Source organism: Pseudomonas sp. SWRI18 (assembly GCF_014268345.1).
Taxonomy (GTDB): domain Bacteria; phylum Pseudomonadota; class Gammaproteobacteria; order Pseudomonadales; family Pseudomonadaceae; genus Aquipseudomonas; species Aquipseudomonas cedrina.
Map to the genome: position 1 here is coordinate 41,244 of NZ_JACCQQ010000029.1, position 15,975 is coordinate 57,218.

The 15,975-nt window shown below is 59.3% G+C and carries 14 protein-coding genes; 5 read left to right on the forward strand and 9 right to left on the reverse strand.

What is annotated here, in order from left to right; all coding sequences use genetic code 11:
* Positions 1–98 precede the first annotated feature (98 nt).
* The gene (locus tag H0Z09_RS24660) at positions 99–4,811 is read right to left on the reverse strand and encodes a DUF6543 domain-containing protein (RefSeq protein ID WP_186694192.1); all 4,713 of its coding nucleotides are present in this window, start codon (positions 4,809–4,811) and stop codon (positions 99–101) included.
* A gap of 372 nt (positions 4,812–5,183) precedes the next feature.
* On the opposite strand from H0Z09_RS24660, the gene H0Z09_RS24665 reads away from it, so the two are divergent.
* Together H0Z09_RS24665 and H0Z09_RS24670 are read left to right on the forward strand one after the other, a co-directional pair.
* Positions 5,184–5,588 carry a TraR/DksA C4-type zinc finger protein gene (locus tag H0Z09_RS24665; RefSeq protein ID WP_003191666.1) on the forward strand — a complete coding sequence of 135 codons (405 nt, stop codon included), beginning with the start codon at positions 5,184–5,186 and terminating at the stop codon, positions 5,586–5,588.
* Between the two features lie 182 nt (positions 5,589–5,770).
* Positions 5,771–7,366 (forward strand): methyl-accepting chemotaxis protein, encoded by a 1,596-nt coding sequence (locus H0Z09_RS24670; protein ID WP_186694211.1) that lies wholly within the window; start codon positions 5,771–5,773, stop codon positions 7,364–7,366.
* A gap of 41 nt (positions 7,367–7,407) precedes the next feature.
* Here H0Z09_RS24670 and H0Z09_RS24675 read toward each other — a convergent pair whose 3' ends face one another.
* The 3 genes from H0Z09_RS24675 to H0Z09_RS24685 form a co-directional block, all read right to left on the reverse strand.
* Positions 7,408–7,650: a DUF2789 domain-containing protein gene (locus tag H0Z09_RS24675; protein WP_169378530.1), complete on the reverse strand. Its 243-nt coding sequence runs from the start codon at positions 7,648–7,650 to the stop codon at positions 7,408–7,410.
* Between the two features lie 68 nt (positions 7,651–7,718).
* Positions 7,719–7,949, reverse strand: coding sequence for a hypothetical protein (locus tag H0Z09_RS24680; protein ID WP_186694193.1), 231 nt, complete (start codon positions 7,947–7,949; stop codon positions 7,719–7,721).
* 109 nt (positions 7,950–8,058) lie between these two features.
* On the reverse strand, positions 8,059–8,334 hold the full coding sequence (locus H0Z09_RS24685; protein WP_186694195.1) for a hypothetical protein: 276 nt from the start codon (positions 8,332–8,334) through the stop codon (positions 8,059–8,061).
* 415 nt (positions 8,335–8,749) lie between these two features.
* Between H0Z09_RS24685 and H0Z09_RS24690 the strand changes: the two genes are divergently transcribed.
* Positions 8,750–9,199 (forward strand): hypothetical protein, encoded by a 450-nt coding sequence (locus H0Z09_RS24690; protein ID WP_186694213.1) that lies wholly within the window; start codon positions 8,750–8,752, stop codon positions 9,197–9,199.
* A 130-nt stretch (positions 9,200–9,329) separates the two neighbouring features.
* A complete protein-coding gene (locus H0Z09_RS24695; RefSeq protein WP_186694197.1) occupies positions 9,330–10,346 on the forward strand; it encodes an ABC transporter substrate-binding protein in 1,017 nt (338 codons plus the stop codon).
* Between the two features lie 155 nt (positions 10,347–10,501).
* Here H0Z09_RS24695 and H0Z09_RS24700 read toward each other — a convergent pair whose 3' ends face one another.
* Positions 10,502–12,628: a TonB-dependent receptor gene (locus H0Z09_RS24700; RefSeq protein WP_186694199.1), complete on the reverse strand. Its 2,127-nt coding sequence runs from the start codon at positions 12,626–12,628 to the stop codon at positions 10,502–10,504.
* Positions 12,629–12,723: 95 nt separating this feature from the next.
* Positions 12,724–13,113 carry a DUF2946 domain-containing protein gene (locus H0Z09_RS24705; protein WP_186694201.1) on the reverse strand — a complete coding sequence of 130 codons (390 nt, stop codon included), beginning with the start codon at positions 13,111–13,113 and terminating at the stop codon, positions 12,724–12,726.
* Positions 13,114–13,206: 93 nt separating this feature from the next.
* Here H0Z09_RS24705 and H0Z09_RS24710 point away from each other — a divergent pair, with 93 nt between their 5' ends.
* Positions 13,207–13,644: a DUF3995 domain-containing protein gene (locus H0Z09_RS24710; RefSeq protein ID WP_186694203.1), complete on the forward strand. Its 438-nt coding sequence runs from the start codon at positions 13,207–13,209 to the stop codon at positions 13,642–13,644.
* 117 nt (positions 13,645–13,761) lie between these two features.
* Here the strand turns inward: H0Z09_RS24710 and H0Z09_RS24715 are convergent, their stop codons facing one another.
* From H0Z09_RS24715 to H0Z09_RS24725, 3 genes are all read right to left on the reverse strand, one after another.
* Positions 13,762–14,175: a hypothetical protein gene (locus H0Z09_RS24715; RefSeq protein WP_186694205.1), complete on the reverse strand. Its 414-nt coding sequence runs from the start codon at positions 14,173–14,175 to the stop codon at positions 13,762–13,764.
* Positions 14,176–14,402: 227 nt separating this feature from the next.
* Entirely contained in the window at positions 14,403–14,813 is a 411-nt protein-coding gene (locus H0Z09_RS24720; RefSeq protein ID WP_186694207.1) for a hypothetical protein, read from the reverse strand.
* A gap of 78 nt (positions 14,814–14,891) precedes the next feature.
* Positions 14,892–15,975, reverse strand: a 1,084-nt coding sequence (locus H0Z09_RS24725) for an RHS repeat-associated core domain-containing protein (protein WP_186694209.1), incomplete at its 5' end; no start/stop codon positions are given.

Sequence of the window (15,975 nt, forward strand, 5' to 3'; positions counted from 1 at the left end):
ATTGGGGCGGCTTCGCCACCCAGCGCGGGACAAGCCCGCTCACTACAGAGATGTGTAGATACCTATGGCCATCGCAGGCAAGCCAGCTCCCACAGTGGTCAAGGCGCCAGTGGCAAGAAGCGGCGCTCGGCCAACGCCCGGCTGATCTCGCCGCGATGCACATCCACCACGCTTTGTGCGCTCTCGGCCTTGGCCAGCAACGAGTAGTAACTCTCGCGGCGCTGTTCCTTGGTTTTCAGGTGGGCGATGGCGTACTCGAGCTTGGGCGTGTCCGCCTTGGGGTAGTGGAAATGGGCGTACCACAGGGGAAAACCGCGCTTGTCGTTAACGGCGTATTCCTGGATGAAATCACGTCGTTCCCCACGCAAGGCGATGCGCTCGTCCAGCCTGGCAAGTTGGACTTTGTCTTGCTCAAGCAGGAACGCCAGATTCGCGTCGGTGGGGGGCAGTTCCAGGGCTCGCTGCAGACGCAGCGCTTTGCCCATCGCGGTTAATCGAGTGAACGCGGCACGCAGCTGATTAATCAGTGTTTGATCGTCGTCCGTGGTGGGCTGACCTTCGGTTTGCACAGTAATGGCGCGTTCAAACTCGCCCGCCAGTGCGTCAAAACGCCTGGCTTCGTGATCCAGGCTCTCCTGGATTTCAATGGGGAACCGAGACACCTTGGCGTAACCTTCTTCGCGCTTGATGATGCCTTCCAGGGCCTTGAGCTGCTTGCGTGCTTCGCCTTTGACGGCACTGAGAGGGCGGATTTGGGGAGGCAGCGACGGTTGTGAGGGGCGACGCACCTCGCGTACTTCGTCCCAGCCGCTTTCATGTTGGGAGTAGGTCGCCAGCAGGTGGTTGTCCTGTTCGGATCGTACCTCGACCACGTCAATCGGCAAGGTGCTGCCCGCCGGTTTGAGGTCGCCGATCAGGATGCCCTGCTTGCGCGTACGGATGACTTTCTTGGTGGGCTTGCCGCTGCTTATCAACGCTCTTTTCGGTGGGCGCTTGATAGCGTCGGCTCGCGGCTTGACCTCGGCGGCCAGTTGCTGCAACACGTCCTGATACAGCGACTCCACCAATGCCTGGATGCGTTGGAAATAGTGCATTTCCAGGTGTTCGGCGTGGATCATCGCCATTCCTTGCAGGGCATCGAGCGCCTGGCCGTAATGCTCGAACAGGCTGTCAAGCACGGCCAGGCGGTCGGTCGGCGCCAAGTTAAGGTGGTTTAGCTCACTGTGGGTACGCAAGTGCGTGGCGAGTGGGTCGAGGGTAAGGTCCAAATCACTGATGAAGACGCCGGGGTGCCAGGTTTTGCGGCTCAAGTATTTCAAGCTTTGCAATTGCAGGTATTTGAGCGAGAGGGCGCCGAGTTCATCCGGGCGGCCGTGCGTCAGTCTTTCGTAGGCTTGCCGGCCAGACGGGCCGAGGTTGAACAGCTCCAGCAGATAACGATCCTTGAGTTCCAATGCCCGCACCTGACGCTCATTGACGTCGCTCAGAGCCTGGAGAAATTGGTTATAACGCACAGGGTTGGCGATCAGCGCGGGCAGCGCCTGCTCGGGGGATGCGCTCAAATCCGGATATTCGGCATACAGGGCCTGGCGATCCATGTCGGCAACCACCACCGATTTACGCGCGTTATTCACTGTATTTTCGAGGAACACCGCTACCGCGCTGTCGGGCATCGTTATGCCCAACTCGCGGCGTTCCTGGCGACTGTTGAGCAGGCCTTCGTACGCCGCCACCTGTTCTTGCAGGGCAGCGTCGAAGTTCCTGCGCGTGTTGGCGCGTGCCGCTGCGCTGTATTTGGGGTCGTCGGCAGCGCGGGTCATCAGTTGCTGAGCGTTATCGGCCTTTTCTTGAAGTGCTTCCTGCAGGCTCTTGATCGTGACGAGGCGGCCTTGGCGCATTTCCTGCCGAGGGCTGAGGAAGTTGGCCTGCTGCTCCTCCAGTTGCCGTTTACGCAAGGCCTTGCGTTCGCGTTCGGCAGCGATCCGCTTGGGCGGCATGCCGCCGCGCAGGCGCAGGCGCAAGTCCAATGACCAACTGCCGGTGGCATCCGCTTGTAAATAAGGACCGCTAAGTGTGCTGTCGAAGGGGTTGACGATCAATGCCGACCCGTCTGCTTGCGGGCGCACGCTATACCAATGCGCGTCGACCCGCGCGTACCAGTCGCGATAGTGCTGGAAGAGGCCACGGCGTGGGCCGTCGAGCACGGCGACGGACAGGTCCTTTGGCCTGGGAACCTGGAACTGCACCAGGCGCGCCTGCTGGCCGGGGGTGAGGCGGTTGCGCGCGCTGGCGAAACTGAAGTCGAACACAGTATTGGCCAGCCCGGGCCCGCCACCTCCCAGCAGGACTGCGCCCGGTTGCACGCCGGGCGCGGGTGGTTCTGGCCATTGATCGGCGAGCCGGCGCGACAAGGGCGAACGCAGCGCCCGCCATTGAGTGTCGGTGGGCACAGGGAGTGACAATGATTGGGTCGAGGGCGCGAGTTCGAACATCAGCATGCCGACGTTCAGCAGCAGGTCGGCCCAGGCCAGTTCCCGCGCCTTCGGGTCATCGCTGGCAAGGCCGGGGATGTCGCGACTGGCAGCGGTCATCAGGCTGAGCAACCAGCCGGCCGCCATCAGCGGGCCGCGCGCCAGCGGCAGCAGCAGGGTGTTGAACAAGAGGCTCGCGCCCTCAAGGAATACGGCCCAACGGCTTTCGGCATTGGACACCGACTCGCGGTCGGCCTGATCGACCAGTGCCCGTGCATTTGCGCCGTACAGGTACTCCATCAGTTGGCCGTTGGCCAGGCATTGCAGTAATTCGTCGCTGGCGCCGTCGCTGCCCAGGGTCGCCGGCTGTGGGACTTCGGGCCGTTCAAACTCATCACCGATGCCGAATCGTACGTAATGCGGTTGCTGGAAGCCGCCATTGTCATAAATCGGCCGAGCGCCATCGGACAGCCAGGTCAACACGCTGTCCTGCAGGTCACCCGCGCTGGCAATCGCGGCAAGCAAGTGCGCACGGTCGGCAAATTCGCGCAGGCTGTCGGTGTACAGCGGCCGGTAGAGAATATGCGGCCCAACCTGGCCGTTTTCGGCTTCGATGACGTACATGTTGGCGACGATGTCGGGGGTGGCCTGGGGTTTGCGCACCAGCGTCAAATGCCGGATCACCATGGGGTTGCCATCGACCTGGCGCTCCGTGGCATGGCTGGCAACCAGCGCCGCGACGCAGGCGGCGCCTCGGGCCGTAAACCCTTGCTCGCCCTTGAGGCGCAATTCCAGGGCTTGCAGGGGCAGTTGCACGACGGTGTGCGCGGCGAAGCGTCGTTCCCGCTGGCGCACCGCCTCATTATCGCCAAGCAACTTTGATCTGAGCAGTTCAGGGTAGGTCTTGCCGATGTCAACGCTTTGGATAAGCCCGCCGCTGTCGGTGATGGCGTCGGGCGTGAGCCAAGGGGGCAACGGGGTATCGTGACGGTGCTTGAGGGTCAGTTGCCCACGGGGTCGGCCTTGCAGGTTGCGGATCGCCAGGTCGGTCAGGCTCATGTGCACAGGCTCGACAAAGCCCGCTCCGCCTGGGTAACCGGCTGCCACGTTAAAGATGAGCAGCAGGTCGTCAGGGTCGGGTGGGGCGGCGTTGATGTCTTGCGCCTGCAGCCAGTTGAGCAGCGCGGTGCGGGTGAAGGTGCGGATATCGGGGATGTCACTGAGGAACGTCAGCCCTTCACTGCGTTTTTTGGCGCAGGCCAGGGCCAGGCTGTAGTGACGGTACCGCGCCTGGTCGGTTGTCGGGGCCTGTTGCAGCCAGCGCGGCGCCAGGGCGCGCAGCTTCTTGAGCAGCCCATGATTGGCGACCGGGTAGGCGGAAAATGCGCTGGCCGGCTCGGTTATCTGCCGGTACACCGCTTGCAACGTGTCGAGCCCCAGGGTGGCAGGGAGCTTCAAGGCCTGGAGCTGTTGCAAGTGCTGTTCAAGAATGATGGCGGCCTGGGTCTCGAACACATCACCGTCCGGTTCGAAACGGTGCAGAGTGATCTGCGTTACTGTGCGGTCTTGCGTGATCCGCCCGGCCCAGGCTTGCAAGGCGGCATCGGCGCTGGCAAAGCGCTGGCAGCTACCCGCCGGCTGGCACAGTAAGGCTTGGGGACGGCCGTTGACCGGGCGCAGTATCAGCAGGTCTGGCCCCAGCACGCGTTGTGTGCGATGGCCGTCGGTGAGGGCGGCATAGGGGAAATACAGGTGCACGGCGTCGGAACCGAAGCGTTCGATGCGATCCTCGCTGACAGGTTCATTGACCAGTTGGTAGAGCATTTCACGCTCAGTGCTCGTCAGGTCTGCCTGGTGTGCCGCGCAGAAGGTGAGGGTGTCCGCGAGCAGCTCACTGAGCCAGCGCCATCGCGAGCTATCTCCATCCGGCGCCTGGCGCCAATACTCGGCCAGGGCGTCTTGCAGCGCGATCGGTAAGGTCCAGGGCAGGGTCCTGATCAGGTCTTCAACCCCGGCCATGTCGAGCGGTTGTCCGTCGGCCTGTTTCAGCCGGGTGGGTGGATGGTCGGTGAGAAAACACGGGCGCCCATCGCGGTCCTGCATCCCCAACGCCGCATCGTCGGCGAGAAAGGCCAGTACGCGCGGCATCAACGGCTGCAGTGCCCAGCCGCCGGCGCTGGCCGGTACCGCCAGTTGGGTCCGCGTCAGGTCAATGGACAGGTTTGGATAGGCTTGCGCGAACGCGGCTGTCAGCTGTTGCCGGGCGACATCGGCCAGGGTCGGGCGAGAGGCGAACCGGGCAGCGACCGCGTGCGCCGGCGGGGAGACGATTTGGCTCATGAAAGCTCCTTTTTCCACTGCAAAGGCGCAGTGTTGCCAGCTAAAACTTTTCTTCCCTGGCCCTGGCGTTATGTATTGCTGGCGGATTGAACAACCGTTTGTCTTCTATATGGCTCCACGACACTGAATTTCTTGCTATAAACGCACTCCGATAACCATTCGCCGAGCCCGTCCTGGTGCTTTTGGGGTTATCTCGGAAAAATTGCCTGTCTTTTCAGTTGCTGCGCCCTCAAGTCGGCCTTAGACTGCCGCCCCTCGTAAATTGAGTGCCGGGTGGCGCTTGAAATGGACGGCGCCTTTCCGAGGCCTGCAAAGGTCAGCCGGAACGCTCCCTTATTCGCCTTAATGCACGTATTTTTTATAGAGAAATCAATGACAAAGGAAAAGTTGCTGGCCATGCCGGCGGATGACTACATGAATGCCGAACAGCACGCTTTTTTCGAGAAGTTGCTGCAGGACATGAAAGTGGAACACCACGAGCGCATTGAACAGAACCGTATCGCCATTGAAAGCCTGGACACCCCGGCCGATCCGGCCGACGCCGCTTCCGTGGAAGAAGAGCGCACCTGGCTGGTCAATGCCATCGACCGCGACCAGCGCATGCTGCCGCAGCTTGAGCGCGCACTGGAGCGCATCAAGGAAGACTCCTTTGGCTGGTGCGACGACAGCGGCGAGCCAATCGGCCTCAAGCGCCTGCTGATCAGCCCGACCACCAAATACTGCATCGAAGCGCAAGAGCGCCACGAGCAGATCGACAAGCACCAGCGTCAAGCCTGATGCCGTAAAGCTGGGGGATCGCTGCGCGGTTCCCCAGGGAAAGACCCGTTACACCCGGTCTATTGATCTGTTGCAAGCTACCCCACTAAAGGCCCATGGATAATGGCCCGATAGTGGCGTTTAATGCAGCGACAATAACGACAAGCAGCGGGGTGACGAAGATGGCTGGAGACGGATCTCTGATAGGCGCAGCTGTGCCACCGCGCGCGGCGGCGCGCACGTTGCCCGGCTGGTTGACGCCGCTTGCGCAAAGCACCGCCCTGGTGCTGATATTGCTGGGCCTGGCGCTGGCCAGCCTGCCGCTTTACCTCTGCCTGCCCCTGGCGTTGCTGGTGATCTGGCTGCCTAGCCTGAAAAGCCATACGCCCGTTGTGGCGTCTGCCGACGCTGTCGATGCCATTGGCGAGTTGACTCGCGACCTGTCCCATACCACCAGCCACAACGCATTGTCCGCTGCCGGCGTGGCCTATTCGGTCAAGCAATTGGCGGCTCGCTTGCAGTCGCAGTTAAGCGCGGCCAAGCAGATTGTCGGCAGCGCCGAAGTCATGATCGGCACCGAAAAGGTCACCGCCCAGCTCAGTCGCGAGGCCCTTGGGGCTGCCAGCCAGGCCCACCAGCGCAGCATCGAAGGCCGCGAAGTGCTGGCCCAGTCGATCACCCGCATGCACCAGCTCAGCCAGCGCGCCAACGCCAGCCGTGAACTGATCGAAGCCTTGAGCCAACGCAGTGAGGAAATCCAGCGGGTGACCCTGGTGATCCAGTCCATCGCCAGCCAGACCAACCTGCTGGCGCTCAACGCGGCCATTGAAGCGGCGCGGGCCGGTGAACATGGTCGCGGGTTTGCCGTGGTGGCCGATGAGGTGCGTGGCCTGGCGGGCCGTACGGCGACGGCCACGGATGAGGTCGGGGTGATGGTGGCGGATATCCAGCAACGCACCGCCCAAGTGGTCGAGCAGATTCGTCAGCTCTCGGCAGACCTGCACACTGGCGTAGAGCAGGTGGAACACGCCGGAGAACACCTGCAAAGCATCTCCAGCCTGGCGGCGGATGTGGAAGGTCAGGTCAATGAAATCGCCCAAGGCACCGACACCAATCGCACTCAGCTCGACAGCCTGTTCCATGCCGTGGAGCAGATGCGCAGCGACTTGATCGTCAGTGACCAGCAAACCCGTCAGTTGGCCGACGCTGCCGTGCAGATGGAAGGCCAGGCCGAAACCATCAGCGAGCGCCTGGCCGAAGTCGGGCTGGATGACTATCATCAGCGCATCTACGACCTGGCCCGCGAAGGTGCGAGCCAGATTGCCGCGCAGTTCGAGGCCGATGTGCAACAGAACCGCATCAGCCTGGATGACCTGTTCGACCGCAGCTACACGCCGATTGCCAACACCAGCCCGAGCAAATACCACACGCGCTTTGACGGTTACACTGATCAGGTATTGCCGGCGATCCAGGAGGCGCTGCTACCACGGCATGAGGGGTTGGTGTTCGCCATTGCCTGCACGCCTCAGGGCTACGTGCCGACGCACAATAAAGCGTTTTCCCAGGCGCTGACGGGCGATGCCCAAGTGGATGCCGTGCAGAACCGCACCAAACGCAAGTTCGAGGACCGCACCGGGATCCGCTGCGGCAGCCATCAACAGGCCGTCTTGCTGCAGACCTACACCCGCGACACCGGGGAGTTGATGCACGATCTGTCGGTGCCGATCATGGTCAAGGGCCGACATTGGGGCGGCTTGCGCCTCGGCTACAAGCCCGAGGCAGTCAAGGGCGCAAGGTAGGGCAGGAGCGCTGCCTGGGCCTGCCAGGCAGCCTGCTTTGCTCAGGCGACCGGAGATTCGTGCAGCAATGCATTGAGGTCGTCAACCGCCGGTGCCCATTCGGCGTCTACGTGCAATTGCTCCCTCAGGAAGCTCGCTTGTTGCTCGGTCCAGAACGGTGCGTCGATCAGTTTCACATCATCCGGCAGGCGGTGTTCGGCAGTGAACCGCTCAATCGCGTCCTGGCTCGAATCCAGGCCCAGTTGTTCAAACAGGGTTTCAAGCGTAGGGGTCGTGGTGTCCATAGGTTCTCCATGCGGTTCAGGTGTGTCTGCATGGGAGGCTTGGGACGCAGCAGAGTTCTATTGGATTCTCAGGAGGCCAGCGCGCCGGCATCCACGGCGGCCTTGAGGGCCTTCGCGGCATCTTTTGCCGCGAGGGCCGCGGTGTCGAAGGTTTTGAACCAGCGGTCTCTTTCCACTTGGTGCGTGGTGACCGTGGTCAGCGGTGGCTTGGCCCGCATTACGATCACCGCTTGGAATTCGCCGTCTACTTCCCTTGCGTCGCCATGGATGAAAAATTCGCCAATATCAAATTCCGTCACGTAGAGCCTTCCCTTGGAGATAACTGCACTGGTGAAGCGTGCCCGCAGGGCACACACTTCAGTGGACGGGCCAGTATGTCAGTTGTTAGGGGGTGGCGGCGCAGTTAAGTTATCGGGCTGACGAAACGATTGCGCCATGGGGCGCCTGCAGCATCGCTTCGAGTTTTTTTGCCAATTCACAGGCCTTGACATGGTCGCTGCGAAAGCCTCTTATGCGGCCGCTGAGCACTTCGCGGATGTGGAAGAAGTTTCTGCCGGCGGGCACGACTTGATAAAGAACCGAATCCGAGTACCCGTCAAAGCCGTCCAAACGGTAGTATTGAACGTCGTCCTGAGAGGATGAACAGGTGTGCGAAGACATTGCGTTGTAGGTTGAGCGTTGCATGGCCTGCTCCTTTTGATCGATCCGTATGACTGGATTACTGCGTTTTTTGGGTGGTTTTGATCGGGGTTGCTGTTTTAGTATTGTCGTCGGCGGCCATTGCCCGGTTCCATGGCCGCGTGTTTATTTGTGTTTGCGTGTCGGAAAACTGCATTTTTAACTGGGTTATTCTCTGAAGTGGGTCGGTCCGTATTCTCGGGCCAGTGAACCTGTGATCTCCTGTGGTGCCTGACGACCTTGCACAAGGTCTTCGCGTACGTCTGTACCGGTCTTGGCGCGACAGCGGGGCTTCTTCAGTTTTTTTCAAAGAATGAATGATGTGATCGTGCCGTAATGGCCGTTTTTTTGTGCTGCCCGCTCCGGCGGACAGCGCTCTTTTCGATGTGGGGGCGTTTCCTTGGCAGTCAGTAATCTGGATATGCACGCGTTGTTCGTGCTGGGTGATTTGCGCGCAAAGTTGGTCAAACAATTTCAATCCCGTTTCGTTTACATCACCGAGCAGACGCCGGAAGGCATCTACATCGCCGAAATCGACACCGAAGCGGCGCTGGTGGTGGATGACAAGCCTCGCCTGGAACTCAAAGTCGGTGATCACTTCCGCGCGGCGGTATTGCCCAGTCGCGAAGGTGGCAAGTTCGAATTGAAGTTCCGTGACATCAAGTTGACTGTGTATGGCCTGGGCGACTACGCCTTTGTGTCCTCGGCCGAGGGCCAGGGCATCGTGTTCAAGGAAGGCCACAGCGTGATGCTGGTGTTCGCTGCCAATGAGCAACTGCTGGAAGGCCTGACCAAAACCCTGAAGGCCGTGACCGGCAAGGCCGCCAAATGGCGCAAGGGTGAACTGGTGACCTTCAAGGCCAGCGAATAAGCATCAACTGCCTCAAACACCCGCGGTGCGGAACCTCTACTACAGTTGAGTTGACTTAACTACTCAGAGGCTTCGCGCATACGCAGCAAAGCCGCCTGCCATTGGCTGCGATAACGCGAGGTGCGAAGGCATGAAAGGATTGAAAATGCTGTTGGCTGCGTCCCTGGCCACCCTTGGGCTTTCAGCCACGACGCTGCCGGCCACCGCCGCCGAGGCGCCGGTCCATTTTGCCGACCTGAACTGGGAAAGCGGCAGCCTGATCACCGAAGTGCTGCGGGTGATTGTCGAGAAGGGCTACGACCTGCCCACCGACACCTTGCCGGGCACCACCATTACCCTGGAAACCGCCCTGGCGAAGAACGACATCCAGGTGATCGGTGAAGAATGGGCCGGCCGCAGTCCGGTGTGGGTCAAGGCCGAGGCTGAAGGCAAGGTGGTCGGCCTGGGCGATACGGTCAAAGGCGCAACCGAAGGGTGGTGGGTGCCGGAATACGTAGTCAAGGGCGACCCTGCCAAAGGCATCAAGCCCCTGGCGCCGGACCTCAAGAGCGTGAAAGACCTGGCGCGCTACAAGGACGTGTTCAAGGACCCGGAATCCCCAGGCAAGGGGCGCTTTCTCAACAGCCCCATCGGCTGGACCTCGGAAGTGGTCAACAAACAGAAGCTCAAGGCCTACGGCCTGGATGACAGCTACGTGAACTTCCGCAGTGGCTCGGGCGCGGCCCTTGATGCCGAGATCGCTTCGTCGATCCGCCGCGGCAAGCCGGTGTTGTTCTACTACTGGTCGCCGACGCCGCTGATGGGGCGCTACAAGCTGATCCAGCTGGAAGAACCACCGTTTGACGCCAAGGCCTGGAAGACCCTGACGGACGCGGACAATCCTGATCCGAAGCCAACGCGGTCGTTGGCGTCGAAGTTGAGTATCGGGGTGTCTACGCCGTTCCAGAAGGCGCATCCGCAGATCGCCCAGTTCTTTGAGAAAGTTGAGTTTCCCATTGAGCCGCTGAATAAAGCCTTGGCGGCCATGAGCGAGAAACACAGCGCGCCACGGGAAGTGGCCCAGGCGTTCCTCAAGGAGCATCCTGAAGTGTGGAAGGCATGGTTGACTGAGGATGTGGCGCGCAAGGTTGAGGCAAGCCTGAAGTAAAACACGGCCAGCACTGCCGAATGAAGATCAAAATGTGGGAGCGGCGGTTCGACGCTTCGACTTGCTCGCGAATGCGGTGGGTCAGATACACGTTCATTGACTGATACACCGCATTCGCGAGCAAGCCCGCTCCCACATTTAATTGCATTCCAAGCTTAGAATCGGGTCTGTATGGCCAGCTCAAAGGTCCTTGGCGACCCCAGGTAATATGCCGGCGACACATGGGCAAACTCGGCATACACCTCATTCGTCAGGTTGCGCACCCGGCCCGTCACCGAGGTATGCGAATCCACCTGATAGCGTAGGAAACTCCCGAACAGCGTGTAGGCCGGCACCGTTTGCGTGTTGGCATTGTCCGCATACACCTCGGCCACGTACCGCGCATCCACACCCCCTTGCCAATCTTCAGAGAAGTCATACGTCAGCCACAGGTTACCCACGCGCCGGGGGACGTTGGTCGGCGTGTTGCCTTTGCGTGAGACCACCGCGCCAGTGGCGATTTTTTCATTGAAGTCCTCGTACCTGGCGTTCACCCAGGCGACGTTGCCTTCCACCAACAGCTTTGGCGTGACGCGCAACGAACTGGCCAATTCAATGCCCTTGGATGACTGCGCGCCGACCGGGATACTGTTGGTCGGGTCCTGCGGATCGGTCACGGCAAAGTCCTTGCGTTCGATCCTGTAGGCAGCAACAGTCGCCGAGCCGAGGCCGTCCAGGTAGTCGAACTTGCTGCCCACTTCCCACTGCTTGCCTGTCGAGACATCAAACACTTGCGTGGTGGTGCTCGGTTGCTCGGCGGCTGTGCTGTATTGCACATACACATTGGCCGAGGGGATGAACTGGTAGGTCAGGCCCACGCGACCGGTCACCGGCTCCCAGCTGCGTTTGAAGTGGCGGGGGTTGGTCGTTGTGACTGCGCGATGGTTGGTGACATCCAGGTCAATGGCGTCATAACGCAGGCCCGTCAGCAGCGACAAGGTGTCGGTGAGCCCCAGGCGGTTTTCTACGAACAGTGCCCGTGTGGTGACTTCGTTGGTCTTGTCCTTGCCGAAGCTTTCCCGGGTTCGCGGGATGTCATAGAAGTGGCCGGGGTTGAAGGCGTTCGGGTCCACCGTGCTGTTGCCCGGAACGTTGAGCGGGGTGTTGGTGGTGCTGTTGACCTTGTACTCGAAACCGCCGGACCAGGTAGTCGGCAGGCCGAACATATGGTCGTCGTGGCGCAGCTCGAACTGGTTGCCCTGCTGTTCGCCCTGATGGCGCACTTGGTAGGCGGTCGAGCGGTTTACGGCGTTGTTGCTCGTGTTGTACTGGTAGGTTTCCAGGTTGCGGTAATCGCGCTGGCTGTCCAAGTGGTACAGGGTGTTTTTCAGGGTGGTGCTGTCGTTGATGCGGTAGTCGATGATCGAGCGCGCCCAGACCGTGCGCTGTTCATAACGACCGTCGGCGACGTTGTAGTTGTTGAAACGGTTGTGCTTGTCGATCTTCAACTCGCCGGCCTTGGGGTTCAACACCGGCGTGCCCCAGTAGGGGCTGTCTTCATGCTCATCCTGGTATTCCAGCGCCAGGGTGTGGGACAGGTTGGGGGTGAGGTCGCTGAGCAGGGAGAACGCCAGGCTCCAGGCTTCGCGCGTGTCGCGGTCGATGTAGCTGTGGTTAGTGTTGCGGCTCACATCCAGGCGCGCGTAATGCTGCACGTCGGCACCGGGTTCGGCCAGCGCGTGGTTGACGCCAAACGCCATGCCGGTGGTGTCATGGCTGCCGTACGTGAGTTGCCCTTCGCCAGCCTGCTCTTCACGGGTGGCCAACTTGGTCACGTAGTTGAGCGAGCCGCCCACGGAGCCTGCGCCATTGATCAAGGAGGAGGGGCCGCCCACCAGCTCCACCCGATCATAGATCCAGGCATCCACGGGCCGGGCCAGGCCGGTTGCGACGTTGATCCCGTTGAACATTTGAGTGATCTGGCTGCTGGTAAAGCCGCGATAAGAGACAAATCCGCCAAAGCCCGGCGGTGCGCTGGCGTTGACGCCGGGCAGGGTGTTGGCCGCGTCGCGGAAGGTTTTGGCGCCGTGTCGCTGGATATCATCGCGATTGGCAATGGCCACCGACGCCGGCGTTTCCCGCACGCTCAAGCCCAACCGCGACGCCATGCCGCTGGGTTGGTCCAGCGCCAGGCCAGGCTCGGCGGTTTGTTCGCCATCGATGGTGGTAGGGGCCAACTCGAGGGCCCAGGCGCAAACAGGCAGGCAGCCGAACAGGCCCGCCAACAGGGGTAAATGTTTCATGGTTGAATCCTGAAAAACTTGGCTTGAAAACAACGCACAGCCGCATGCATTTCCTTGCGCAAATGCTGGTCAGTGCAGATCGGAAAGCGAAGGGATCAGGCGAAAACAGGCGGCGCGCGCGGGTGAGCCGTGGGCCAGGTGAAGCGGGCGGGGATGTCAGCGGTCAGGACGACCGCCGGCGGTGGCGCCTGGGGTTGTGGCAATACCGCCACATTCACGCTGGAACTCAGTGCCGGGCCCATGCCGCCGGTGGAGCACAGCGGACACCCAAACGCCTTGGACAGCGTGGGCAGGTTCTCTTCGGTGGAGTTGGACGGCTTGGGCGCCTGGGTGCGCGGGTCCACCGTACAAAACTGGCCGCCGATGCCATTGAGCTGCATCCCTACCATCTGCCCGTGGCCGATACTGCAGGCGAACACATTGAACAGGACGCAGCAGTAGAGCATCCAGGCAATGAGCGAGCGGTCGGTACGGGCAAGTTTCATGGGGCGGCACTTTACCATCAGCCGCCGACGAAATGCCTGCAAAAAATCTCAGGCCGACTATCCTGTTTCGCACCTACCCAAGGAGCATCCGCCATGAGCGTTGTCATCGCACGATGGATAGTCGGGGTTTTTACCGGCATCAGCGTGGTGCATCTGTACTGGGCCGCCGGCGGCAAACTCGGCAGCCTCATCGCCATCCCCCAATTGCCCGGCGAATTCGCCAGCGGACCACGACCTGCATTCAAGCCTTCGGCGCTGGGCACCTTGCTGGTGGCGATGGGGCTGGTGGGGATCGCACTGCTGGTGTGCCTGCGGGCTGGGCTGTACTTTTCGCCAGTGTCCCATGGCGCGTTGCAGTGGGGGATCAGTGTGATTGCCGTGGTTATGTTTGCCAGGGCGATTGGGGATTCGGAGCTGGTGGGGTTCTTCAAGAAGGTGGGTGGGTCGCGGTTTGCGCTGTTGGATACGTGGTTTTATTCGCCGTTGTGTTTGGCGTTGGGGGTGGGGTTGTTGGTGGTGGCGTGGGGGTGAAATGTCTGGCGCTGTTCATAGGTAAGAGTTAGAAAAAACCGTATACGATTTTGATCGCGAGGGTGTTCAAGTTGATAATGATCATACAATTTTATACCGCTGTTAGTCACCGATGCTTCACAGGAATGCTGCATCGATTCTTTCCACGGATAACTTTATAAAAGAATCGTTTAAGGCAGGATGTTCATAAAGAATGCCCTCGTCGTTAAGTAGAGTAAAAGTATGGAAGGTCCCATCGATTAACGTTCCGTAGAACATATAGGAGAAACCATGACCCACCCGCTCAGCTAGCAACTCGGTTGGCAATATTTTTTCAGCCTGATAATCGTCGGCTAGGTTTAATGTAATCTCGATATTATACAAATGCCCTATTTGTATTTCGTAGGGGCAGTAGTTGACAAAGCATGTCACGGCAGTTTTATCGATCAGTAGCGTGACTTCTTCCTCTATTAGTTCGCCGATCGTCAATACCTGTGCTTTTTTAATATTGTTCGCTGTGAGGTCGGATGGTTTTGTCAGTGGCGTCGCCATTTATAGTCCTCCCAAATGCCCTTCCGTTCTGGTGTGAAATGTAGTGATATCGTTGTTGTAATCAGTTCCAATAAATGATGAGTGATCAGCCTGCGGACGGTTGCCTAGAACAGTGTGTCGGCGAAAAAGTCTATTAAATCAATAATCTATATTCTTATAATGCCTTTGGCGTTTCAGGGTAATAACCACCATTTTTTATGTGGAGATCGCCAGCCAGGGGGGCGTGGTCACGGCAGAAGAAAGTACAAATTTGACATGGAGTTTGGTATTTTCTTAGCTTTTCCCAGTTTCAAATATTCGTTGAAGTCCTCCTTCAAAGCGCTTTCTTCGGTGTATTTTTGGTATTTGTGCGGCACTTCGCATACGTACATATATAATCTCCAAAGGTCGAAACCGTCGACTCTATCATCAGGGCCGTAGTCAAAGTCTATACATGCGTCAGGTAAATAAACACGGCAACCGATTCCGTGTAGCTCATAAGTCACGTTGTCAGTGACTGAACCTCGCTGTGGGATTCTTTTAGAACGCCACAGGCCCAGTATGTTTTTAGTTCCGAAAGAACTTTCAAGTAAGTCTGTCGCTTCTTTTACATGTGCTAGATATTCATGTATTAAGCTTTCCAGTGTCTTGTTTTTCATCGTCTGGGTCTATCCAATCTATCAAGTCCGACATTATTTGAGGCTTCTATCACGTCTTGGATGTTGCTAAATGAGCTTTTATAGGGGGCGAGATTTTTGATTAATTGTATAGTGACTGGTGTGTGTTCTTCTTGCCGCCGAAGCTCTATGGTGTCCGTCGATAATATAGCGCTGTTCGTTATGTTCAACCACATCAATGGGCGTATTTACGTCATACCCGCTGTTTTGCATGCTGCGGGCAATTTTCTCAACTTGTTTGGTTGAGCTTTTGCCTTCAATGCTGTGTGTGCGATTTAAAGTTTCAGCATCAACTCCGTGGACGAGGGGGGCGGATGGGTGGCCCTCATCCACAAAGGCTATTTGAGTAGGAGGCTCTTCGCTTGTTTGGGGCTTACAACCGTCTCCTCCGGGGCAGGAGTTCAGTCCCAGGGGATCCACCCACCCCGTAGGATTAGGCACGTACTGGTACGCGTTGATCCCACCCGCCAGCTTCACCGGATCCGGTGTCAGGTAACGACCAATATCCGGGTTGTAATAGCGGTGGCGGTTGTAGTGCAGTCCGCTTTCCGGGTCGAAGTATTGGCCTTGGAAACGTAGCGGGTTGTCGATTTTATTGATGTCGAGACGAGTGATTTCGCCGTAGGCGCGGTAATGCGCGGACCAGACGATTTCGCCATCCGGGGCGGTGAGTTCCTGTGGTGTGCCCAGGTGATCGAGTTGGTAGTGGTAGGGCTTGGTTTCTTTTGGGCCGAAGCCTTCCAACAGCGCCAACGGACGGAAGCTGTCCGGTTCGTAGAGATAACTGCGATGCAGGTCCGCATGGTGTTCGGCGATGAGTTTGTCGCCTTGCCAGAAGAACTCGGTGGTGATGCCATCTGCAGTTTTGCTGATGCGACGACCGAATGGGTCGTAGCGGTAGCTGGCGGTTTTTCCGTTGGGTCGGGTGGCGCTGATTAGCCGATGCTGGCAGTCGTAGCGGTATTCAGTGACAAGCTGGTGGCCTTTGCCGCGCCGTTCGCGGATGAGGTTGCCGAAGGCGTCGTAGTCGTAGTGGCGGTCGCCCTGGATCAGCAGGCGGTTGCCGGCGACGATGTCGGGGCCGGGGCGGTCTTGCATGAGCAGGTTGCCGGCCGGGTCGTGGGCGAAGCTTTCGTGTTCGCCT

Coding starts and splice junctions, on each gene's coding strand:
- H0Z09_RS24705 (WP_186694201.1), bottom strand. CDS start 13,113: ATGAAACTTGCCCGTACCGACCGCTCGCTCATTGCCTGGATGCTCTAC.
- H0Z09_RS24710 (WP_186694203.1), top strand. CDS start 13,207: ATGAGCGTTGTCATCGCACGATGGATAGTCGGGGTTTTTACCGGCATC.
- H0Z09_RS24660 (WP_186694192.1), bottom strand. CDS start 4,811: ATGAGCCAAATCGTCTCCCCGCCGGCGCACGCGGTCGCTGCCCGGTTC.
- H0Z09_RS24715 (WP_186694205.1), bottom strand. CDS start 14,175: ATGGCGACGCCACTGACAAAACCATCCGACCTCACAGCGAACAATATT.
- H0Z09_RS24720 (WP_186694207.1), bottom strand. CDS start 14,813: ATGAAAAACAAGACACTGGAAAGCTTAATACATGAATATCTAGCACAT.
- H0Z09_RS24665 (WP_003191666.1), top strand. CDS start 5,184: ATGACAAAGGAAAAGTTGCTGGCCATGCCGGCGGATGACTACATGAAT.
- H0Z09_RS24695 (WP_186694197.1), top strand. CDS start 9,330: ATGAAAGGATTGAAAATGCTGTTGGCTGCGTCCCTGGCCACCCTTGGG.
- H0Z09_RS24685 (WP_186694195.1), bottom strand. CDS start 8,334: ATGCAACGCTCAACCTACAACGCAATGTCTTCGCACACCTGTTCATCC.
- H0Z09_RS24690 (WP_186694213.1), top strand. CDS start 8,750: ATGCACGCGTTGTTCGTGCTGGGTGATTTGCGCGCAAAGTTGGTCAAA.
- H0Z09_RS24675 (WP_169378530.1), bottom strand. CDS start 7,650: ATGGACACCACGACCCCTACGCTTGAAACCCTGTTTGAACAACTGGGC.
- H0Z09_RS24700 (WP_186694199.1), bottom strand. CDS start 12,628: ATGAAACATTTACCCCTGTTGGCGGGCCTGTTCGGCTGCCTGCCTGTT.